The organism is Dellaglioa sp. CoH-56-MRSF-12, from assembly GCF_056782075.1.
The window spans coordinates 213,821-235,515 of the sequence record NZ_JBXAYD010000001.1; the positions used below are offsets into that span (position 1 = coordinate 213,821).

Below are 21,695 nucleotides of genomic sequence, written 5' to 3' on the forward strand. Positions count from 1 at the left end.
GATTTAACTGTTTCTTAAAGTATATAAAAATAGCATGTTTATATGAAGATAAAAGTTGTACACTATAAGGGTATTTAATAATGAGAAGGAGTGAATTATTTATGATGGAACAAGCATGTACAACAATTTTAGTTGGTAAGAAGGCCACAATTGATGGCTCAACGATGATTGCTAGAAATGATGATACGTTTTTGCCTATTACACCACAACGATTCTTGATGTACCCTGCAGTAACCGGACGTCATGAAACGTTAACTTCGAATAAAAATGGGTTTACTGCACCATTACCAGAAAATGGGTATCGCTGGACAGCAACACCTAATGTTGAGGTATCCAGCAAAGGTGTCTTTGATGAAAGTAGTATTAATGAAAAAAATGTTGCAATGAGCGCAACAGAAAGTGTCTATGCGAATGAACGTGTTTTAGCATACGATCCTTTAATTAAAAATGGTTTAGCAGAAGATTCATTACAAACAATGGTTGCACCTTATATTAAATCAGCAAAACATGGTGTTGAATATTTAGGGGCTTTAATTACAAAATACGGTTCACCTGAAGGAAATGGTGTCTTATTTAGTGATAAAAATGATGTTTGGTACATGGAAATTGTTACCGGACATCACTGGATTGCACAACGTATTCCAGATGATGCTTATGCTGTTGCAGCTAATCAAGTTGCTATTCAAGAAATTGATTTTGATAATACAGATAACTTTATGTGGTCAGACGGTATCCGTGAATATGTAGAAGAGCATCATTTAAACCCTGATAAAACAGGCTGGAACTTCCGTCATATTTTTGGAACAGACACAGAAAAAGATCGTCATTACAACACACCTCGTGTCTGGTATGGTCAACGTTGTTTGAATCCAGAAATTAAGCAAGAACCAACTTCAAGTGAATTACCATTCATTTGTTACGCAAATAAAAAAATCAGTGTTGAAGATGTGACTGCTATTTTAGGTTCACATTACAATGAAACACAATATGATCCATTTGGTCATGGTGCTGATGAAGATCGTTTACGATTCCGTCCTATTTCAATGAATAGAACACAAAATGCACACGTTCTTCAATTGAGAAATAATGTTGATGATGCACATTCTGCATTAATGTGGATCTGTTTAGGTGTTCCAGCATTTGCACCATTTGTGCCATTCTACACGAATGCAACAGACACAGACCCAAGTTACAGCGAAACACCGTTAACACTAGATATGAATAGTGCTTATTGGATGTATCGTACGGTTTCGATGTTAACAGAATCACATTATTCTCATTTTATTCAAGAAAATGTTGATTACTTAAAGGCATGTCGTCAACAGTTGAAGACGATGGTTGCTGATATTGATGCAGCATCTACAGATATGAGTGGGGATGAATTAACAAACTACCTCACACAACAAAATTACGCAATTGTTGCTGATATGCGTGAAAGAACGATGAACATGATTGGTCAATTCATTACTGAAGGATTAACATTATCTAAATTAACATTTAACATGGATGCTAATTTATAAAAATAATATTTAACATGGATGCTAATTTATAAAAATAATATTTAAATACTTTGTACGCAAAAAGGCGTAATTCCAATATAACTTTGGAATTATGCCTTTTTGCGTACCCACATATATTAAGTACAGATAATTATTTTTAATGTAAGTTAGTTCATAAGTGTGCCAGTTTAATTTGATTCAAAAACAAAATAAGAGCGTTTATTAAATTCATTTCTTGATTTTGAGTACTCGATGGCGTGACCATTCACAAGCCAAACAATTTGTTCTACTTCTAATATTGGCGTTTGTTCAACAACGTTTAAATAATTGATATCTAATTCAGTGGCTTGTCTGGCTTGTATTTTTCTAGACATACCTGACATATTTAACCCTAACGTATTTTTAATATAACTATATATGGAAGTTTCCAGTACGGATTTTGATAAACCTGGAACTAATTTAACAGGCATGTACGTATCTTCCAAGATGAAAGGATTTCCATCTAAAAGTCGGAGTCTAATAATATGGTATGTTGGCTCTTCTGCACTAATATTTAAATGAGTTTGAACCTCTTTTTGAGGGAATACAACTTCAAACTTAATGACGTGACTTGTTATTCTGTCCCGTCCTTCTTGTTTACTTAATCCATCAAAATTATCTGCCGGTGCATCAACGCTATTGATAAGAGTCGAGGGACCTATAACAACTGTTCCAAAACCAGATTTTTTTAATATAAATCCTTCTCGTGCTAAGTCATCTAACGCCTTCTTTAAGGTTATTGAACTGACATCGAAGCTAGCAGATAATACTTTTTGATCAGGTAAAATGCTACCTTTTGGATATATATTAGAAAGTATTCGTTCCCGAATTATATTTTTAACTAACTCATATTTTTTCATAAATCCCTGTTCCCCCATAGATTTTAATGTCAAATTTAGTATTATTTAAACTTTAGGTGCGATTTTAAAAAGTATATTACTCTGCTTATTAAAAATTAGATCTCAAAAAAAATAGGTATGATGTAACTATTTTAGAATTAGAGAATATTGTACCGATATTTAGTATGACTAATTAATCGGTTAATACCGAATTATAACACTCAACTACCCTCTTTTCTATATAAGTGATAGCCAGAGTTTAATAAAACATATATCTTTTGTATAACAAAAGTATTGTTTTATTATACAAAAGATATATAATAGTAAATGAAAGCGATTTCTTAGTTAAAAAATAATTTATTAGAAGAAGGGTTGATTGATATATGATAAATGAAAATAAGATGCCTAAAGGTTTTTATTGGGGTAATTCTGTATCAAGTATGCAGACAGAAGGAGCATGGCAGGCAGATGGTAAAGGGCTATCAGTTTATGATATCCGTGACTCAGATAAAGGTGTATCCGATTGGCACGATGCGATTGATGAGTTTAACAGATATGAAGAAGATTTGGATTTAATTGCAGATATGAATATGAATATGTATCGCATTCAGATATCGTGGACTCGAATAGTACCTGATGGTGATGGAACTATCAACGAGAAAGGTTTTGAGTATTATGACCGATTAATTGATGGGATGATTAAGCGTGGTATTGAGCCAATGGTTTGTCTCTATCACTTTGACATGCCGTTAGCGTTGGCCCAAAAGCAAAGTGGATTTCTATCTCGTAAAACTGTTGATGCTTTTGTTAGGTTTGGGAAAGTCGTTATTGATCATTTTTCAGACAGAGTTAAATATTGGATTACATTTAATGAACATAATCTATACTTCACTGATGAAACATTTCATATTTCTGGATATACCAAGACGGAAAAAACAATTGACGATATGTATACCATATTCCATCATACGATGATAGCTCACGCACAAATTGCACAATATATTCATGAACAATATAAAGAACTTAAGATTGGAGGTATGTTGGCATATACACCAGTTTATCCAGCAACGACTAATCCAAAAGATTCTTTTGCAGTAAGAAAACAAAATGAATTTATTTATGAAAATCTAAATTCGTTATTTGTCGGACAATCATATTCTCCTGAAGTACTTAAATATATAGAAGTGAATAATATTCAAATGGATTTTAAAGATAGAGATAAGCAATATTTAAATAAAATTAAATCTGATTTCATTTCCTTTAGTTACTATCGCACAATGGTCATGGATGCTGATAAAATTCCAAGTGACGAGGCACCAAATAGATATATGAATTATAGTGTAGAAGAAAATACTTATTTATCTAGTAGTGAGTGGTCATGGAATATTGATCCCTTAGGATTCCGAAATGTAATTACAGATTTGCATAATCGTTATAGATTACCTGTATTTCCAATTGAAAATGGAATTGGCATCAAGGAGCACAGGGACAGCACAAATATAATCCAAGATGATGCTCGAATTGAATATCATAAAAGTCATATTAAGGCTATGAAGGATGCAATGTTTATTGATGGTGCTCAAGTTGTGGGCTATCTGGGTTGGGGATTAATTGATATTCCTAGTTCACATGGTGACATGGAGAAAAGATATGGTGCAGTTTTTGTTGATAGAACAAATCATGATTTGAAAGATATGAAGAGAGTTCCAAAAAAATCATATTATTGGTTTAAGGATATCTTAGAAGAGAATGGAGAAAAAATATAATGGAAAATAAAACTGAAAATAAAGCAAACACGTTCATTACGAATAAGTTATTACCTATAATTATGAAATTTGTGAATACAAAACCTATAAGGGCTCTGCAAGATGGAATGGTATACGCATTACCTTTTATTATTATAGGATCCATATTTTTAATTTTGTCCAATTTCCCGGTGCCAAGTGTTGCAGATGCGCTTAAAGATTCAGGTTGGTCAGCATTTTTCACACAAGCATATACAACAACATTTGGTATTTTATCTATCTGGGCGGTAGTTGGTATCGCGTACGTATATGTTCGTAATGAGGGATATGAGGCATTACCCGCTGCATTGACAGCATTATCATCTTTCTTGATGTTACAGATGCTCCAAGTGGCCGCACCTTTAGCCGGAGTAATGGGTAAAAATGGAGCAGGTATTGTTAACAGTGCTGGTAAAGAGGTCCTAAGTGGTTCTGCAATAACAGAAAATATAGACAAATTACCTCATTCGCTTCAATCATTCATGCAGTCGCCAGTTAATGGTGTAATTAACATTAGTTGGTTGAGCGGTCAAGGAATGGTGGCTGCAATTATTGTAGGTATTTTGGTAGGTTGGGCATATACAAAAATGATTAAAGCTGGTTGGAAAATAACACTCCCAGAACAAGTGCCAACTAGTGTTGCTAATCAATTTACTGCCATGATTCCATCTGGTGTTATATTAACTGTTACTATGTTAATCTTTGCTTTAATTAAGACAGTGTTAAATACAGATATGTTAAATCTCATTTATAAGATGTTAGCAGCACCTATGCAAGGACTATCAGATTCATTAATTGGGGCTATATTGATTGCCTTCTTAGTATCATTCTTTTGGTTCTTTGGTGTTCACGGAGGACTGATTGTCGGTGGAATTGCAGGAGCCTTCTTAATTCCTAATACTTCTGGAAACGCTGCTTTATATCAAGCTGGTAAATTATCGTTAGGTAACGGGGCACATATTGTTACTAATGAATTTTATAATAATTTTATTAACTTGACGGGATCTGGAATAACCATCGGACTAGTTATTTTCACACTAGTTGCAGCTAAATCTGTTCAGCTTAAAACAATCGGTAAAATTGAGCTTATTCCAGCTATTTTTAATATTAATGAGCCTTTTCTTTTCGGATTACCTTTAGTTATGAATCCATTTTTAGCTATACCATTTTTCATGGTACCAGTTATTGTAGCAATCTCTACTTATGGGGTAATTTATTTCGGAATTGTACCACCTTTAAATGGTGTTGCGGCACCTTGGACAACGCCAGCAGTTATTTCAGGATTTTTAATTGGAGGTTGGAAGATGGCCTTATGGCAAGCGGTAACGTTAGTAATATCAGCTGTCGGATACTATCCATTCGCTAAAAAATATGATCAATATTTATGTAATCAAGAACAAGAGCAAGAATTAAATAATAAAGCAGAGTGAAAGGAATAAAAAATCATGGAGAAAAAAATTATTATGTTAGCTTGTTCAGCTGGTATGTCTACATCTCTACTAGTATCAAAAATGCAGGCGGCAGCTTCTAAGCAGAAAAAAGATTATGAAATATTTGCAACATCAACATCAGATGTAGACCATCAAATTGAAAGTGTTCATCCGGATGTATTGTTATTAGGGCCACAGGTCAGTTATATGAAGGAAGAAATTAAAAGTAAAACTGATGCTGCTGGAATTCCTATGGACGTCATTGATATGCTAGATTATGGGATGATGAACGGTGAAAAAGTATTACAAACAGCAGTAAATTTAATTGCGGAATAAAATAAATTTAGTGAAATGGGGATGAAAAATATGAATGATAAAGATATGACTGTAATAATGGGAATTATTATGGAATCGGGGAATGCGAAGGGATTTGCCGCTCAAGCAATCCGCATGGCTGAGCAGTCTGATTTTTCTAAATCTGATGATTTTATGAACCAAGCACAAGAGGCGTTAACTAAGGTGCACAATATCCAAACTACTTTGTTAACAAAAGAGGCCAATGGTGAAAAAACGAAACTTAATTTGTATTTGATACATTCGCAAGATTGGCTAATGACGAGTATCTGTTATATTGATTTAGCTAAAGAAATTATAACTATGTATAAATCAATTAAAAAAAACGCCGTATAAAATGACGCATTATAGACGTGCTATGAGAACTTCTTTAATTTAATACGTTTATTAAAAATTATAATTATCAGATACTAAAAATATTAGTCGAATGACTGAAAAGGAGAACAATGGGAACTATATTAGCAATTGATATTGGTGGGACAACCGTAAAGTATGGAGAATGGAAAGAAAATCAGTTCATTTCACGTGGTAAGAGGGAGACCCCTGAGACGTGGAAAGATATGAAAACTTTAATTAAAAATTTATATAATAGTTGTCAGAACGCTGAAGGTATAGCCATTAGTTCTCCAGGATCAGTTGATACGGTAAATGGAATTATTCATGGGATTAGCGCCATCCCTTATATACACAATTTTCCGATTAGGGATGAGTTGGAACAATATTTAGGCGTACCAGTTTCTATACAAAACGATGCTAATTGTGCAGCATTAGCTGAGAATTGGATTGGAAACGCTAAAGATGTAGATGATTTTGTTTCTATTATCATTGGATCTGGAGTTGGTGGTTCTGTAATAATGAATAAAAAATTAAAGGCCGGAAGTAATCTATTTGGTGGCGAATTTGGGTACATGATTTTAGATGTAAATGATGATCGTACTTTCAGTGAGTTGGTTAGTCCAGTAAATCTTGCCAAACAGTATTCTTCAGAAAATAATCGTGAAATTAACGGAAAACAATTATTTGATTTATCTGACTCTGGTGATGATAAGGCATGCCAAATTGTAGATGATTTTTATAAACATTTAGCCGTAGGAGTGTTTAATCTACTTGTATCGTATGATCCTGACCTTGTTTTAATTGGAGGCGCTATATCTGAAAGACCTGGTTTGATTAAAACACTAAATAAATATATTAATCAATTAATCATTGCCAAACGTGCGGATGGCCTTAAGTATAATTTAAAAACATGTTATTTTTATGGAGATGCTAATATGATTGGCGCAATATACCAATATAAAACAAATTTCATAACCTTTAACACTATTTAAATATAAAAAAGCTCATAATTATTAGATTTAGATCTAATAATTATGAGCTTTTTGTATTGAATGTTCTATTTTTTACAGCTATTTATTAATTTCTTCAATAGTACCCTTAGCGTCTTTTTCAACTTTCATATCTGAAATTGAGATATAACCTAATTTCTTGATTAAGCCGTTTTGAATTTTGTCTGATTGAATATAACCAATAAATTTAGCTGTTGCGTAGTTAGGAGAACCTTTAGTATACATATGTTCGTATGACCAAATTTTCCAATTGTTTGTTTCAACATTTTTTGATGTTGGTTTAACGTTATCAATAGATAATGCTTGGATGTTATCTTTTAAGTACGAGAATGCTAAGTAGCTGATGGCACCTGGTGTTGAAGATACCATTTTTTGAACTGTACCGTTTGAATCTTGTTCTTGTGTTTGTTTAGCTGTTTTATTTGGAAGGATACTACTATCAAATACGGTACGTGTACCCGAACCAGAAGCACGATTAATGACAACAATCGCTTGGTCTGCTCCGCCAAGTTCTTTCCAGTTTGTTGTCTTACCTAAGAAAATGTTAGCAAGTTGTGCTTTTGAGAGGTTAGTTACTTTTGTATCTTTGTTGACAACAGGTGCAATACCAACAACGGCAACTTTGTGATCAACAATCTTTTTAGCATCTACGCCGTCTTTTTGTTCTGCAAAAATGTCAGAATTACCAACGGTAACAGCACCTGTAGAAACTTGGCTTAAACCAGTACCTGAGCCACCACCTTGCACGCCAATTGTTAAACCTGAATTATCTGCTTGATAGGTTTCAGCTGCTTGTTCAACTAAAGGTTGTAAAGCAGTTGATCCAACAATAGTAATTTTACCTGTAATTTTTGATGAATCATCTGAAGAAGATGATGATTTACCACATCCTGCCAACAATAAAAGACCCATTGCTGCTATCGAAATAATTGCTGTTTTCTTTCTCATAATTAACTTCCCCTTTTATTTTGTATTCGTATTTAAGAACAACTTCATAATATCAGTTAAATGTTATGGTTCTGTATGAATCGTGTAATGATTTACACCTGAAATTGTAAAGAATGGGTAAAGGTGGAGCGAAATACTTTGCTTTTGTGAGTGTGATTATCTATAATAAAAACCAGCTCATTATGACAGTCTGTCATAAAAACGGAAATAGGGGGAGACAAATTGATTCTAGAAATAAAAAACGTTTCAAAAACGTATAATATGGCTGGTGGTACGACATTCAAGGCTTTAAAAGACATTAATGCTTCTTTTGACAAAGGAGAATTAGTTTCAATAGTTGGTGAATCCGGAAGTGGTAAATCAACATTAATGAACTTAATAGGTGGATTGGATTCAAATTTTGATGGCGAAATTACGTATAATGGTGAAAATATTGGTGATTTTTCTGAAAAAGAACTTGTTAACTTTCATAAGAAGAGTATTGGATTCATTTTTCAAAATTTTAATTTAATTCCTCATTTAAGTTTGATTGATAACGTTGCTATGGCAATGACGCTTTCAAATGTTGATAAATCAGTACGTGTCAAACGTGCTAAAAAATTATTAACAGACGTTGGGTTACAAGATCATATGACAAAGAAGCCAGATCAAATATCTGGTGGGCAAAAACAACGTGTTGCTATTGCACGTGCCTTAATGAATGATCCTGATGTCATTATTGCTGATGAACCAACAGGTGCTTTGGATTCAGAGACAACTGATGCTGTCTTAGAAATTATCAAAGATATCGCAAAGCGTGGTAAATTAGTTTTAATGGTTACTCATTCAGATCGCGTTGCGGCATATTCAAGTCGTGTTGTACGAATTGATAATGGTGCAATTATTTCTGATTCCGAACAAGAACAATTAGAGTTGCATACTAATGAAGATGAATTTAAAGGCGAAACGCCTAAGAATTTAAGTCTATGGTCTGCAATTCGATTAGCTGCACTTAATATGAAAGCTAAATTTTCTCGTAATTTACTTGTTGCTATTGGCTCAAGTATTGGGATTATGTCTGTTGTTTTAATGTTATCGCTTGGAAAAGGGGTAACAAGTTATATAAAGGATACGATGACTAGCTACGTGAATCCCAATGTGACTGAAGTTCATATGAAGGCAAAAACAAGTTCTTCAAGTAGTAGTTCTAAAACAGCAACACCAGCTGCTGGTTCTCAAGCCCAAGCAGCGCAAGCTAAAGAACAACAAAGTCAAATGGCTGCAATTACTGGTCAGACAGGATCATTTTCTAAAAAAGATATTAATAAGTTAACAAATATTAAACATGTGAATGAGCTACAAAAGGGTTATACAGCAATTTCACTAGGTACAAATACAGTTTCATATAAGGATAAAAAAGCTAGTTTGATGCAGTTGGGTACAATGAACTCAGGTATTACAAAATCAAACATTACCAAGGGTACTAAACCAGGTAAGGATGGCATTTTATTAGATAAAACAACTGCAGATTCATTAGGCAAGAACATTGTTGGTAAACAAGTTAAAATTGCGATTGTTTATAACGAAAAAACGATTAAGAAAACGTTCAAAGTTGCCGGAATTTATGAAGCATCTGGAAGTAGCAGTTCAAGCAGTTTAGTTTACTTGAATTACGCTGACTTACAACAATTAGTTGAAGATAATAATGAAACAATTAAACCAAATGTTGTTTATCTTCATACAAACGATAAGGCTAATACGGCAGGTATAAAAGCTAAAGTTAAATCATTGGGTTACACAGGTTCAATTCAAGAAAAAATGTCAGAAATGTTTACTCAAATGTTAGATATTTTGACAGACGTTTTAACGGCCGTAGCTGCGATATCATTGCTCGTTTCTGCAATTATGATATTAGTGGTTCTAAATATATCTGTTGTTGAAAGAACAAAAGAAATCGGTGTTATGAAAGCTTTAGGAGCACGTCGTAAGGATATTCGCCGTATATTTGTTTCCGAAGCGTTCCTAATTGGATTAGCATCTGGCTTAATTGGTGTTGGCGTAACGTATATTTTAGCCTTTGGGTTAAATGCATTCTCAGTTGCAACATTCGATGTTACGATTGTTAAAGTTACAGCTAGTTATGTATTCTCTGGTATTTTAATCAGTGTCTTGATTAGTATGGTTGCTAGTTTCTTACCAGCAAACAGAGCATCAAAACTTGATCCAGTTGAATCTTTAAGAAAAGAATAAGTAAATAAAGTTGCATTTTTAAATAAAGACTAGTAACATGACAAGTTGTCACATGACAGCTTGTCATTTTTTGTATAAAGGAGAAAATATGCCTAAAAAAACGTATTTTAATTTAGATGAAGATAAGCAACAACGGATATTGGATGCTGCTAAAGAAGAGTTCTCAAGAGTACCCCTGTTTGAAGCATCAATTAGTAATATCATAAAAATTGCAGATATTCCGCGAGGGAGTTTTTACCAATATTTCGAAAATAAAGAAGATTTATACTTTTATTATTTTGATACTATTCGACAGAATCAAACTAAAAGATTTGGTGAATTATTAAAACGAAATCAAGGTGATGTCGTGACGACTATGAAGACCTTTTTTTCAGAAACGATTGCGAATACAGTGTCCGGAGAAGATGCTGCATTTTTTAAAAACGCCTTTGTCCGAATGGACTTTAAAATGAGTAGTCGGATGCAGCCACATCATCCTCACCACCCGCATCATAGTGGGAAACAGCCACATTTTGGTGGACCATTTCATCAAAATTTAAAAGCAGATTTTGATATTATGAGTGAAATTGATCGGTCTTTACTAACCATTTCCTCAGATGAAGAAATTAGTTTACTTATGTTTTCTTTAATGAGTCCATTTATGAAAACTATTAATGATTATTTTTCAAAACAAAGAGAAGGTATTGAAATACCTGTTGAAGAGTTACAAAAAGAATATGAAACAATGGCTAACTGGGTAGCTATTGGTGTTTCAAAAAGGAAGGAATAAAAATAAATGATAAAAGTAATGAAAAATCGCGTTAGCGTTTGGGCAATGTTTGGTGCATTTATATTTATGATTGTCCAAGTTATCTGCGATTTATATTTACCAACATTAACATCAGACATGATTAATAAAGGTGTCTCACAAGGCGATGTTGCGTATATCTGGCAGGTGGGTTATGTCATGTTAGGCGTAGCAGCTATTGGTATTGTTGCGGCAGTTGGTAATGTCTTTATCGCTTCACGCTTAGCGCAAAAATTAGGACTTAGATTAAGAAGTCATATTTACAAAAAAGTACTTAATTTTTCAAGTCATGAATTTGATCAAATTGGAAATTCAAGTTTAATTACAAGAACATCAACTGATGTTCTACAAATTCAAAACGTTACCGTTATGATGTTAAGAATGATGATCCAAGCGCCTATTATGTTGATTGGTGCTAGTATTTTAGCTTATAACAAACAAAAAGAATTAACCGTGATTTTTTTAGTAGCTGTTCCAATTTTAATTATATTAATTGCTTCAGTTATGTATTTTGCAGTGCCGCTGTTCAAAACGTTACAAAAAAGAATTGATCATATTAATCTTGTCTTTCGTGAAGGTTTAACAGGTGTTCGTGTTATTCGCGCATTTAACCAAGATAAATATGAACAAAATCGTTTTGATCGTGTGAATAAAGAATATACAGATAATGCCCGTAAAGTATTTTCAATTACGGCGCTAATGTTCCCCATGATGACTTTAGTTCTTAGTGCAACCAATATCGCAATTATCTGGTATGGTGGTCATTTAATTGGAGATATGTCGATGCAAGTGGGTAATCTAGTTGCGTTTATGACGTATGCAATGCAAATTTTATCAAGTTTTATGATGTTATCGATGGTATTTGTCATGTTACCTCGTGCGCAAGCTGCTGCAGCACGTATCAACGAAGTTTTAGATACGAAGAATTCGATAAAAGACCAACCTGATGCAATTACAGTTGATCGTAGTAAAGTAGGAGCAAGTCAATTGTCATTTGATAAAGTTAATTTCCGGTATACGGGTGCTGAAAAAGAAGCCCTAACAGATATTAACTTTGAAGCAAAGGCGGGTCAAACGATTGCGATTATTGGTGGTACTGGATCTGGTAAGTCAACGTTAATTAATTTAATTCCACGATTGTTTGATGTTGAGTCGGGCGATATTAAAATTGATGGTAAATCAATTTATGAGTTAACCCAAGTAAGCTTACACGACCAAATTTCTCTTGTTCAACAAAAGACAGTTCTTTTTAGAGGAACAATCCGAAGTAATCTACAGTTTGGAAATGAAACGGCAACAGATGATGAGTTGTGGCATGCGCTAGAAATAGCACAAGCTAAATCGTTTGTTGAAGAATCAGCGGATGGCTTAGACGGCATAGTTGAACAAGGTGGAGATAACTTCTCTGGTGGCCAAAAGCAACGACTTGCAATTGCAAGAGCATTAGTTAAAAAAGCTTCTGTTTACTTGTTTGATGATTCATTCTCAGCGCTTGATTTTAAAACAGATGCTAAATTACGTGGCTCACTTAAAACGGATGAAAGCATCAAAGATAGTGTTGTCGTAATTGTGGCACAACGGATTTCTAGTGTGACAAGTGCCGATTTAATCTTAGTTATCGATGGTGGAAAAATCGTTGGTAAAGGGACTCATGAAGAATTGAAAGCCACGAATGAAACCTATCAAGAAATTATGCAGTCACAAATCAGAGAGGGGGATGCAGAGTAATGGCAGATAATAAGTCAAAACAAGCAACGCAACCTATGCGGGGCGGTCGAGGTGGACATGGCAATATTGGACGACCAGTTGAAAAGCCTAAGAACTTTTGGAAAACAATTGGGCGTTTAGCGAAATACATGTCACCATGGTTAATTTCAATAGGGATAGTATTAGTGCTAGCCATTATATCTGTAATTTTCCAGGCGGTTTCTCCTAAAATTTTAGGACGCGCAACAACCGAGATTTTCTCTGGGGTAACTAAAGGATTCACTCAAATGAAACAGGGGCAGAAAGTAACCTCGTTGCCAATTAATTTTGATGCAATTAAGAATATCTTACTTACAGTTGGTATTATGTATATTGCGTCTGCACTTTTCAGTTTTGTGCAGCAATTAATCATGACTAATATTTCTCAAAAAACGGTGTACGCACTTCGTAAAGATATTAAGGCTAAAATGGAACGCGTGCCTGTTTCTTACTACGATACACATCCAAATGGTGATATTATGTCTCGTGCTGTAAATGATGTGGATAACATTTCTGGAACGTTACAACAAAGTTTTACACAGTTAGTAACAAGTGTTGTGACCTTTGTCAGTGTTCTCTATATGATGTTTTCAATTAGTTGGCAATTAACGTTAATTGCTTTGATTATTGTTCCTTTGAGTTTGGTTGTTGTCTCATTAATTGCGCCTCGTTCGCAAAAGTTCTTTGCTGGACAACAAAAGAGTTTAGGACTTTTGAACAATCAAGTGGAAGAAACGTATGCGGGTCATACGGTTGTTAAGACTTTTAATAAAGAAGAAAAAAATATTGATATTTTTGAAAAACAGAATAATGATTATTATAAAAGTTCATGGAAAGCACAATTTATTTCTGGATTAATTATGCCAGCAATGAACTTTATTAAAAATATTGGCTATGTCTTTGTGGCAATTGTTGGTGGAATTAAGGTTTCACAAGGAACAATTACTTTAGGTAACGTCCAAGCCTTTTTACAATATGTGAACCAATTCTCACAACCAATCACTCAAATTGCCAACTTATCTAATACGATTCAAGCAACTGTAGCTTCTGCAGAACGAATTTTTGAAATCTTAGATGAAGAAGAATTGAAAGATGAAAGTAACGATGACTTACCAATTGCTGATAATGGTAATAAAATTTCCTTTGATCATGTTCAATTTGGTTACTCAGATAAGAAGCTTTTGATGACAGATTATAATTTGGATGTTAACGAAGGACAAAAGGTAGCAATTGTTGGACCTACAGGTGCTGGAAAGACAACGATTATTAACTTAATTGAACGCTTTTATGATGTCTCAGCGGGATCAATCCGACTAAATGGTGTCGATACTAAGAATTTGAAACGAGAAGATTTACGTAAGTCAATCTCGATGGTGCTTCAAGATACTTGGTTATTTACAGGTACTATTATGGAAAATATTCAATATGGTCGTGAAAATGCAACGGATGAAGAGGTTTATGCTGCAGCAAAAGCCGCTCATGTTGATACATTTGTTCGTCAATTACCAGATGGTTATCAAACTGTTCTGAATGAAGACGCTTCAAATATTTCACAAGGACAACGTCAATTGTTAACGATTGCTCGTGCATTTTTGGCTGACCCAGAAATTTTAATTTTAGATGAAGCAACGAGTTCAGTTGATACACGAACTGAAGTTTTGATTCAAAAAGCGATGGATACCTTATTAGATAGCCGAACAAGTTTCGTTGTGGCGCATCGTCTATCAACGATTCGTGATGCGGATAATATTATTGTAATGGATAATGGCTCAATTATTGAAACTGGAAATCATGATGCTTTGATTGCTAAAAACGGGTTTTATGCTGATTTATATAATAGCCAATTTGCAAACGGTACTATTTAAATTAAAAATAATGAGCTGAATTTGACCTTAGTTAAATTTGTGTTCATTATTTTTTCGTTTTTAAAATACTTGGGCATTCTTACCGGCTTTTAATCTTCTTCTTACGACGTTGATAATTTAGCGTATAATAAAAAAGACTCTAAAACAGTAGATGATTATTTAGAAAATGAGGTTTAATCATAATGAAACAATCACAAATTAGAAATTTTTCAATTATTGCCCATATTGATCATGGTAAATCAACTTTAGCTGATCGAATTATGGAAGAAACACAAACTGTCAGTGAACGTGAGATGTCTAGTCAATTGTTAGATTCAATGGCTGTTGAACAAGAACACGGGATTACAGTTAAATCACGAACGGTTCGTAGTTACTATACAGCTACTAATGGTGAAACTTACGAATATAATTTTATTGATACACCGGGACACGTTGATTTTTCATATGAAGTTTCGAAAAGTTTAGCTGCTAGTGATGGGGCTATTTTATTGGTGGACGCCACTCAAGGTGTGCAAGCACAGACGGTTGCAAATTACCGTTTAGCTAAAGAAAACAACTTAAAAATTATTCCAGTAATCAATAAGATTGATCATCCTAATGCTGATGTTGAAGAAACTAAAATTCAATTGATGGAATTAGCTGACGTTGATGAAGACGAAATGTTATTAATATCAGCTAAAACTGGGATTGGTGTTGATTTGGTTCTAGAGGCTATTAAAGACCGTATTCCAAAACCAATCGGTGATATTGAAGCACCACTTAAAGCATTAGTTTTTGATTCACATTTTGATGCATTTAAAGGAATTGTGGCTTATATTCGTGTCTTTGATGGTGAATTTAAAGCTAATAATTTACTTCGATTTATGCAACAAACGACTGATTTCCAAGTAGTAGAAGCAGGTATTTTTAAACCTGACATGGTGGCTGTTGATAGTCTACATGCCGGGGATGTTGGCTATGTTATTACAGGGCTAAAAGATCCTCAACTAGTTAAAATTGGGGATACGTTAACTTCTCAAAGTAACCCGACACCAGAAGCACTTCCTGGATATAAAGAATCAGAATCAATGGTTTTTGCTGGATTTTATCCTAAAGATAATAACTATAAAGAATTAAAATCAGCTATTCAAAAATTAGCTTTAAATGACTCATCTTTCCATTATAAAGAAGAAAAGTCAGATGCTTTAGGACTAGGATTTAGATGTGGATTCTTAGGGATGTTACATTTAAGTATTATTCGTGAACGTCTCGAAAAAGAATACCAATTAGGGGTGTTAACAACGACGCCTAATGTTACGTACCACGTTATTTTGAAAAATGGTAAAGAAGTTGTTGTTGATAATCCTGTCCAATTCCCTAATTTTTCTGAAATTGATCATGTTGAAGAACCATTTTTAGATGTTCATATGACCGTGCCAGATGAACAAGTGGGCGATATCATGAAATTAGCTGAAAAACGTAAAGGTATTTTCCAAGATATGTCATACAATTCTGGTCAAACTGAATTGAATTATGCGTTACCAACGTCTGAAATTGCCTATGATTTCTTCAATCAATTAAAATCATTATCACATGGCTATGCAACAATGGAAACGCAATTTAAAGGATATCAAACAGCAGACGTTGTTAAAATGGACGTTTTAGTTAACTATGCAACAGTCGATGCACTAGGGTTTGTTGTGCATAGACAAGATGCTGTGGAAATTGGTCAGAAATTAGTTGAGCAATTGAAATATTCAATTCCACGTAAATTATTCCCAATGCCAGTACAAGCAGTTATCGAAAATAAAGCTATTTCGCGTGCAAATGTACCGCCTCTTCGTAAGAGCGCAACAACAAGTAGTGATAAAAAGAATGCTGCCAAACAAGATATGCTACGCCGTCAAAGCGCTAATAAACGATTGGGCTCTAAGGCTGAAATGGAATTACCACAAGAAGTATTTAATGCAATATTGGAAGTTAACAATGATAACTAGTCTTTAGAAAGAAGGATTACAATGGGAGTTTTAGAAGTTCGCCAACTTTCCCATCAATTTGCGGATAAGCAATTATATGAGGATGCTCATTTTGAATTAAACACTGAGGATCATATGGGTATCATTGGTCAAAATGGTGCTGGTAAAAGTACATTAATCAAAATTATTACTGGACAAGAATTACCTGATGAAGGCGAAATCAAATGGAAAAAAAGTGCGACAATTGGCTATTTAGATCAATATGCTGAAGTTGCGGAAGGCATTACGGTTATTGAGTTTTTGAAGACAGCATTTCAACGTTTATATGATATTAGTGAAAAACAAACGCAGGCCTATACGGATTATGCTGAAAATATGGACGAGAAGTTGTTGGAAAAAGCGGGTAGATATCAAGAAGAACTTGAGGCAAAAAATTTTTATGATATCGATACAGAAATTGACCGTGTTCGAACTGGTTTAGGATTAGATGCAATTGAAAAAGACCATCAAGTTAGTGAATTAAGTGGTGGTCAGAGATCTAAGATTATCTTAGCTAAATTATTATTGGAAAATCCTGAAGTTATTTTATTAGATGAACCAACTAATTATTTAGATACGGAACATATTGATTGGTTAACTGAGTATTTAAATCAATTTGAAGGCTGTTTCATGGTTATTTCTCATGATTTTGAATTTTTACAAAATGTCACGAATACAATTATTGATGTTGCATTCGGTAAAATCACAAAATATCGTGGGAATTTTAAATCAGCTATTAAGCAAAAAGAAGCTAAAAAAGAAGCGCAACTAAAAGCTTTCCAGAAACAACGCCTTCAAATTGAAAAAGATGAGGCTTATATTCGAAAGAATAAAGCTGGAACGCGTGCCACAATGGCTAAGTCTAGACAAAAAAGATTAGATAAAATTGAGCGTGTGACACCGCCAAGTGATACTGTAAAAGGTAAATTTGATTTTCCTTATCTAGATACTGGATCCGCATCAACGCTTGCCGTTAAAAATTTATCAGTTGGTTATAAAACGCCATTACTATCACCAGTAACTTTTTCATTATCACATCAAGAAAAAGTTGTCTTAAAGGGATTTAACGGAATTGGTAAATCAACAATGATTAAGTCAATTTTGAAGTTAATTCCAACGTTTGGTGGAACTGCTGAATTTTCTGATTCTGTTGTTGTTAATTATTTTGATCAAGATTTAATTTGGGATAATAAAGAAATGACACCTCTTCAAATTATTCAAGATGAATACCCTGAATTGGAACCTAAAACGATTCGTCGCCGATTGGCTAAATCAGGGATTAATGCTGCGAATACAATGAAACCTATTAATATTTTGAGTGGTGGGGAACAAATGAAAGTTAAGTTGAGTTTAGTTGAATTGAAACCAAGTAACTTTTTAATTTTGGATGAACCAACTAATCACTTGGATGATGATACAAAAGACGCGCTACAAAAGGCAGTCCGACGTTTTCCTGGAAATGTTTTATTGGTCAGTCATGAAGCACCATTTTATGAATCTTGGATTGATAAAGTGTTTGATGTTGAAGCAATAAGAATTCAAAAATAGTGATAATAGCCTTGGAAAGTAATTTTCTAAGGCTATTTATCTGCACAAAAAAAGCACCAACCGAAGTTGATGCTTTCCTGTTATGGTACTTACCGAAGTAAATAGATTGTATGAATTCCACAAAACAGTGACAATCAGACATACCTACAATGCGGTAGGTAAAAAATGCCCCATTTTCGAACTAATCACTAGCCGCCGCAGCGGAACAACCGAAGTTGTCTGATTTTACTCGACTCATCGCATAACTTAATCATAGCACAAAATTAATATTTCGTATAGTTCTATTTACCCCAAAGGAATTGGATAACAGCTTTATCAACCTGTAAATTTCTATGAAGTTTACTATGTTGTGCATCTTCACCAGTAATTTTAAGCTCGTCATACGATTTTACTTGGCCTTTTAATAGATAGTTCATTGAACGGGCAGAAGCAATGCTGACAGATGTATCAGAATTTGAGCCATCATTCACATCGCCATAAATAACAAAGACTTTTGCGGTTGATGGGAAATTTTTTCGTTTGCTATAGTAACTTTGGTAGTTTGCTGTTTTAATAGCAGGTTCGTCATTTTTCAAGAAGTAATTTTTATTGGCTTTTTCGTCCATTCCGAGGACCCCATTAATTGGACCAGCAATTGGAACAAATTTATTTAGGATAGGAGAAGATTTTTTTCTGACAGATTCAGCCCAGTACATTGCAGATGAGCCACCCATTGAATGTGTAACAAGATTGATTTTTTTAATATCGTATGATGCTTTTAAATAATCAGTTATCTTACCAATCCATCTGCCCTCTTCAGGAATTTGAGCATCACTACGCGCAAATATAACTTGAACAATTGGATTTTTTTCAGTATATTTCCATCTACCCGTATAAGTGACATCACCAGTTGAAGAGACGGTTGCTGTTAGAACTTTTTTTGCCTTACCAGATTTTTCTGCTGAGGCAATCATGTCGTTAGTTGAGTTAGCTGTACCGCCGTATCCATGAATGTATAAGGTTGGTGTTTGTGAAATACTTTTCTCTGTTTCTACCGATTTAGGTATACTGTTATGCAATAGTAAAAAGCCAATACCTAATCCTAAAATCAATAAGATGGTTATTAATATACCGTATTTTTTCATTAGTGGTTTCCTTTGCATAGTAAGTTATTTGCTTTCATTATAAGCTACCGGGTCTTGACGTTCAAATTTAAAGCAAGTTATGGTAAGCTATATGCGAAGATAACTAAGAAAGCTGAGGATGAGCAAATGTTCATAGTGAAATCAACTAGAGATATAAGTAGTCAAATATATAAGGATGCATTATCAATTAGAAAAACGGTTTTTGTTGGAGAACAGAATGTGCCAATGGAATTGGAAATTGAAAACGAATCAGAAGCTATTCATTTTGTGGGTTATAAAGATGAAGAACCTGTTGTGACAGCACGTGTACTTAGCGAAGACTCTGAAACGTGGCATGTCCAGCGAGTTGCAACATTGAAAGCGGCTCGTGGACAACATTTAGCAACAGATATCCTAACGTTTATTGAAGGATTTTCAACAGTCTACGGAATTAAATACTTAACCTTAGGTGCACAAGATCAAGCCCAAAATTTTTATTTGAAACTAGGATATGAGGTTGAAGGTGAAGGCTTTATGGACGCAGGAATTCCACATCACACAATGATAAAAACAATCGAAGGAGCCTAGATGGCAAAAGAAACTTTATTTTCAAAATTACTAACGGATGAACGATATACATTTGCGAGTGAACTTGGTAGTAAATATCATAAAGACGCTAGTCAAATTTTATTTACTTACTTGAAGTTAATGGCTGAGGGGACACAAAACCAGTCAAAATCATTACAGAAAAGTCTGCCAGAAATCGATAAAAAATTTCAAAAGTATTTAGAAAACTAGAGATAGAAGGTACTTACAGTGAATAATAATCCATTAGCCAATCTTATGAAGCAAGATAAGTTAATTGTCGGTATTAGTGAAATCAGTAAAATGACAGGTGTTTCAACACGACAGTTAAGATATTGGGAACAAAAAGGCTATATTGAAAGTATTTCAGATGAGAAGGCAAAGTCGCGAGAATATCGTTTAGATATGGTCATAAAAGTCAGTCTTATAAAAGAAGAGTTAGATGAAGGATACACATTGGTTGCGGCGATTGAACACGTTAACGGAAAAATGGATATTTTTAGACAATTTAAACACTTTTTGATTGATCGTGTTTCAGATGTTGGTAAACAAGGAAATAAAACAGTTTTTGATATGGGCTATTTTGATGACTCCAAAAAGCAGCGTTTATTTGCGGTAATAGATGAAAAAGGGACACGTTTTGAACTCAGAGATGTTTAATAAAAAGAATTATAAAATAAAATCATAAAAAGGTTGCAACCGTTTACATTTGTGTTATACTTAATTTGTAGCAAGGAAGGCTATCGAAATCCCTGAACAAAATAAAACTGAAGTCACTTTTTTAAACTCACTTAATGGTTTTTAAAAACGAAGTTAGTTGGACAATGTTTAGTACTGAAGATAGTTGAAAAATGTAACACAAGTTAATGACGTTGAGAGATGTCAAGCAAGGCGTATTAAAACGGTGCCGGTCTTGAGCATTAAAAAGCAAATCAAGACACATCAAGTTAGATGATGTTTACTCCGATGAATTTAGAATTTTGGTAGTGTGAACGTCGTGAGACGTCGAACAAGGTTTTAAAACGGTGCTAGTCTTGAGCGCTTAAAAGCAAATCAGGACACATCAATTAAGATGATGGTTTAAGTTTCCAATGTACGGCAAGTTAATGACGTTGAGAGATGTCAAGTAAGGCGTATTAAAACGGTGCCGGTCTTGAGCATTAAAAAGCAAATCAAGATATCGAATTTTGATGATTTAAGTTGTAGTAGAACGAATAATTGGATTTAGAGGTATTTGGTCTTGGAGAAACGTTTGAAATCGAATGGATAACAAATCGCTCAAAGGGCGTCGTTCGATAATATATGATTCAAAACATATAAAAGCGACTTCACAGAACTAAATAAGTATAAAGATATAGAGGCGAAATATATTAATAATCAAGTAAAATCGACTCTCGGTAACACGGGTTTCGGCTTTCCTTCTACAAAAAGATAGGATTCAAGACATTTCTTAAAACAAATGCTTGAATCCTATTTTAATGCAGTGAATTATGATTTTTAGCTTACATTTAGGTATTTTAAAATGAAAGGTTAGGTATTCCTAAAAAATAAGTTACAATTCAATCGTTATTCTGATATAATAAATCTATTATTAAGAAA

18 protein-coding genes are annotated in these 21,695 nt (G+C 33.9%); 15 read left to right on the top strand and 3 right to left on the bottom strand.

Annotation, left to right across the window (positions count from 1 at the left end; genetic code table 11):
* Positions 1 to 101 precede the first annotated feature (101 nt).
* Complete coding sequence (locus tag AC1RPY_RS01005) at positions 102 to 1,520, top strand: C69 family dipeptidase (protein WP_481760981.1); 1,419 nt, start codon at positions 102 to 104, stop codon at positions 1,518 to 1,520.
* A gap of 167 nt (positions 1,521 to 1,687) precedes the next feature.
* On the opposite strand, the gene AC1RPY_RS01010 is transcribed toward AC1RPY_RS01005, so the two are convergent.
* On the bottom strand, positions 1,688 to 2,398 hold the full coding sequence (locus AC1RPY_RS01010) for a GntR family transcriptional regulator (protein WP_481760980.1): 711 nt from the start codon (positions 2,396 to 2,398) through the stop codon (positions 1,688 to 1,690).
* Between the two features lie 362 nt (positions 2,399 to 2,760).
* Here AC1RPY_RS01010 and AC1RPY_RS01015 point away from each other — a divergent pair, with 362 nt between their 5' ends.
* From AC1RPY_RS01015 to AC1RPY_RS01035, 5 genes are all read left to right on the top strand, one after another.
* Entirely contained in the window at positions 2,761 to 4,143 is a 1,383-nt protein-coding gene (locus AC1RPY_RS01015; RefSeq protein WP_481760979.1) for a glycoside hydrolase family 1 protein, read from the top strand.
* A complete protein-coding gene (locus AC1RPY_RS01020; RefSeq protein ID WP_481760978.1) occupies positions 4,143 to 5,591 on the top strand; it encodes a PTS sugar transporter subunit IIC in 1,449 nt (482 codons plus the stop codon). Before AC1RPY_RS01015 ends, AC1RPY_RS01020 begins: the two co-directional genes overlap by 1 nt.
* A 15-nt stretch (positions 5,592 to 5,606) precedes the next feature.
* Complete coding sequence (locus AC1RPY_RS01025; RefSeq protein WP_481760977.1) at positions 5,607 to 5,927, top strand: PTS sugar transporter subunit IIB; 321 nt, start codon at positions 5,607 to 5,609, stop codon at positions 5,925 to 5,927.
* 21 nt (positions 5,928 to 5,948) lie between these two features.
* Complete coding sequence (locus AC1RPY_RS01030; RefSeq protein WP_481762169.1) at positions 5,949 to 6,281, top strand: PTS lactose/cellobiose transporter subunit IIA; 333 nt, start codon at positions 5,949 to 5,951, stop codon at positions 6,279 to 6,281.
* A 110-nt stretch (positions 6,282 to 6,391) separates the two neighbouring features.
* A complete protein-coding gene (locus tag AC1RPY_RS01035) occupies positions 6,392 to 7,273 on the top strand; it encodes an ROK family protein (protein WP_481760975.1) in 882 nt (293 codons plus the stop codon).
* 78 nt (positions 7,274 to 7,351) lie between these two features.
* Here the strand turns inward: AC1RPY_RS01035 and AC1RPY_RS01040 are convergent, their stop codons facing one another.
* Positions 7,352 to 8,239: a phosphate ABC transporter substrate-binding protein PstS family protein gene (locus tag AC1RPY_RS01040; protein ID WP_481760974.1), complete on the bottom strand. Its 888-nt coding sequence runs from the start codon at positions 8,237 to 8,239 to the stop codon at positions 7,352 to 7,354.
* A 261-nt stretch (positions 8,240 to 8,500) separates the two neighbouring features.
* Between AC1RPY_RS01040 and AC1RPY_RS01045 the strand changes: the two genes are divergently transcribed.
* The 6 genes from AC1RPY_RS01045 to AC1RPY_RS01070 all read left to right on the top strand — a co-directional run bounded on the left by AC1RPY_RS01045 (position 8,501) and on the right by AC1RPY_RS01070 (position 18,408).
* Entirely contained in the window at positions 8,501 to 10,468 is a 1,968-nt protein-coding gene (locus AC1RPY_RS01045) for an ABC transporter ATP-binding protein/permease (RefSeq protein ID WP_481761143.1), read from the top strand.
* 88 nt (positions 10,469 to 10,556) lie between these two features.
* Positions 10,557 to 11,237 carry a TetR/AcrR family transcriptional regulator gene (locus AC1RPY_RS01050; RefSeq protein ID WP_481760973.1) on the top strand — a complete coding sequence of 227 codons (681 nt, stop codon included), beginning with the start codon at positions 10,557 to 10,559 and terminating at the stop codon, positions 11,235 to 11,237.
* Positions 11,238 to 11,243: 6 nt separating this feature from the next.
* On the top strand, positions 11,244 to 12,983 hold the full coding sequence (locus AC1RPY_RS01055; RefSeq protein WP_481760972.1) for an ABC transporter ATP-binding protein: 1,740 nt from the start codon (positions 11,244 to 11,246) through the stop codon (positions 12,981 to 12,983).
* Positions 12,983 to 14,866 (top strand): ABC transporter ATP-binding protein, encoded by a 1,884-nt coding sequence (locus AC1RPY_RS01060; RefSeq protein ID WP_481760971.1) that lies wholly within the window; start codon positions 12,983 to 12,985, stop codon positions 14,864 to 14,866. The genes AC1RPY_RS01055 and AC1RPY_RS01060 overlap by 1 nt, the downstream gene beginning before the upstream one ends.
* Positions 14,867 to 15,048: 182 nt before the next feature.
* Positions 15,049 to 16,842 carry a translation elongation factor 4 gene (gene lepA / locus AC1RPY_RS01065; RefSeq protein ID WP_481760970.1) on the top strand — a complete coding sequence of 598 codons (1,794 nt, stop codon included), beginning with the start codon at positions 15,049 to 15,051 and terminating at the stop codon, positions 16,840 to 16,842.
* A 21-nt stretch (positions 16,843 to 16,863) separates the two neighbouring features.
* Positions 16,864 to 18,408, top strand: coding sequence for an ABC-F family ATP-binding cassette domain-containing protein (locus AC1RPY_RS01070; protein ID WP_481760969.1), 1,545 nt, complete (start codon positions 16,864 to 16,866; stop codon positions 18,406 to 18,408).
* 281 nt (positions 18,409 to 18,689) lie between these two features.
* Here AC1RPY_RS01070 and AC1RPY_RS01075 read toward each other — a convergent pair whose 3' ends face one another.
* Positions 18,690 to 19,532, bottom strand: coding sequence for an alpha/beta hydrolase (locus AC1RPY_RS01075; RefSeq protein ID WP_481760968.1), 843 nt, complete (start codon positions 19,530 to 19,532; stop codon positions 18,690 to 18,692).
* A 126-nt stretch (positions 19,533 to 19,658) separates the two neighbouring features.
* Here AC1RPY_RS01075 and AC1RPY_RS01080 point away from each other — a divergent pair, with 126 nt between their 5' ends.
* Genes AC1RPY_RS01080 through AC1RPY_RS01090 form a run of 3 tightly spaced genes read left to right on the top strand, consistent with a single transcriptional unit; the run spans position 19,659 to position 20,756 of the window.
* On the top strand, positions 19,659 to 20,099 hold the full coding sequence (locus tag AC1RPY_RS01080) for a GNAT family N-acetyltransferase (RefSeq protein ID WP_481760967.1): 441 nt from the start codon (positions 19,659 to 19,661) through the stop codon (positions 20,097 to 20,099).
* Positions 20,100 to 20,309, top strand: a complete 210-nt coding sequence (locus tag AC1RPY_RS01085; RefSeq protein ID WP_481760966.1) for a hypothetical protein — start codon at positions 20,100 to 20,102, stop codon at positions 20,307 to 20,309.
* An 18-nt stretch (positions 20,310 to 20,327) separates the two neighbouring features.
* The gene (locus AC1RPY_RS01090; protein ID WP_409021721.1) at positions 20,328 to 20,756 is read left to right on the top strand and encodes a MerR family transcriptional regulator; all 429 of its coding nucleotides are present in this window, start codon (positions 20,328 to 20,330) and stop codon (positions 20,754 to 20,756) included.
* Positions 20,757 to 21,695 lie beyond the last annotated feature (939 nt).

Excerpts from the sequence above, each read along its gene's own strand:
- AC1RPY_RS01005 (WP_481760981.1), top strand. The coding sequence starts at position 102 with ATGATGGAACAAGCATGTACAACAATTTTAGTTGGTAAGAAGGCCACA.
- AC1RPY_RS01010 (WP_481760980.1), bottom strand. The coding sequence starts at position 2,398 with ATGAAAAAATATGAGTTAGTTAAAAATATAATTCGGGAACGAATACTT.
- AC1RPY_RS01015 (WP_481760979.1), top strand. The coding sequence starts at position 2,761 with ATGATAAATGAAAATAAGATGCCTAAAGGTTTTTATTGGGGTAATTCT.
- AC1RPY_RS01020 (WP_481760978.1), top strand. The coding sequence starts at position 4,143 with ATGGAAAATAAAACTGAAAATAAAGCAAACACGTTCATTACGAATAAG.
- AC1RPY_RS01025 (WP_481760977.1), top strand. The coding sequence starts at position 5,607 with ATGGAGAAAAAAATTATTATGTTAGCTTGTTCAGCTGGTATGTCTACA.
- AC1RPY_RS01030 (WP_481762169.1), top strand. The coding sequence starts at position 5,949 with ATGAAAAATATGAATGATAAAGATATGACTGTAATAATGGGAATTATT.
- AC1RPY_RS01035 (WP_481760975.1), top strand. The coding sequence starts at position 6,392 with ATGGGAACTATATTAGCAATTGATATTGGTGGGACAACCGTAAAGTAT.
- AC1RPY_RS01040 (WP_481760974.1), bottom strand. The coding sequence starts at position 8,239 with ATGAGAAAGAAAACAGCAATTATTTCGATAGCAGCAATGGGTCTTTTA.
- AC1RPY_RS01045 (WP_481761143.1), top strand. The coding sequence starts at position 8,501 with ATGGCTGGTGGTACGACATTCAAGGCTTTAAAAGACATTAATGCTTCT.
- AC1RPY_RS01050 (WP_481760973.1), top strand. The coding sequence starts at position 10,557 with ATGCCTAAAAAAACGTATTTTAATTTAGATGAAGATAAGCAACAACGG.
- AC1RPY_RS01055 (WP_481760972.1), top strand. The coding sequence starts at position 11,244 with ATGATAAAAGTAATGAAAAATCGCGTTAGCGTTTGGGCAATGTTTGGT.
- AC1RPY_RS01060 (WP_481760971.1), top strand. The coding sequence starts at position 12,983 with ATGGCAGATAATAAGTCAAAACAAGCAACGCAACCTATGCGGGGCGGT.
- lepA (WP_481760970.1), top strand. The coding sequence starts at position 15,049 with ATGAAACAATCACAAATTAGAAATTTTTCAATTATTGCCCATATTGAT.
- AC1RPY_RS01070 (WP_481760969.1), top strand. The coding sequence starts at position 16,864 with ATGGGAGTTTTAGAAGTTCGCCAACTTTCCCATCAATTTGCGGATAAG.
- AC1RPY_RS01075 (WP_481760968.1), bottom strand. The coding sequence starts at position 19,532 with ATGAAAAAATACGGTATATTAATAACCATCTTATTGATTTTAGGATTA.
- AC1RPY_RS01080 (WP_481760967.1), top strand. The coding sequence starts at position 19,659 with ATGTTCATAGTGAAATCAACTAGAGATATAAGTAGTCAAATATATAAG.
- AC1RPY_RS01085 (WP_481760966.1), top strand. The coding sequence starts at position 20,100 with ATGGCAAAAGAAACTTTATTTTCAAAATTACTAACGGATGAACGATAT.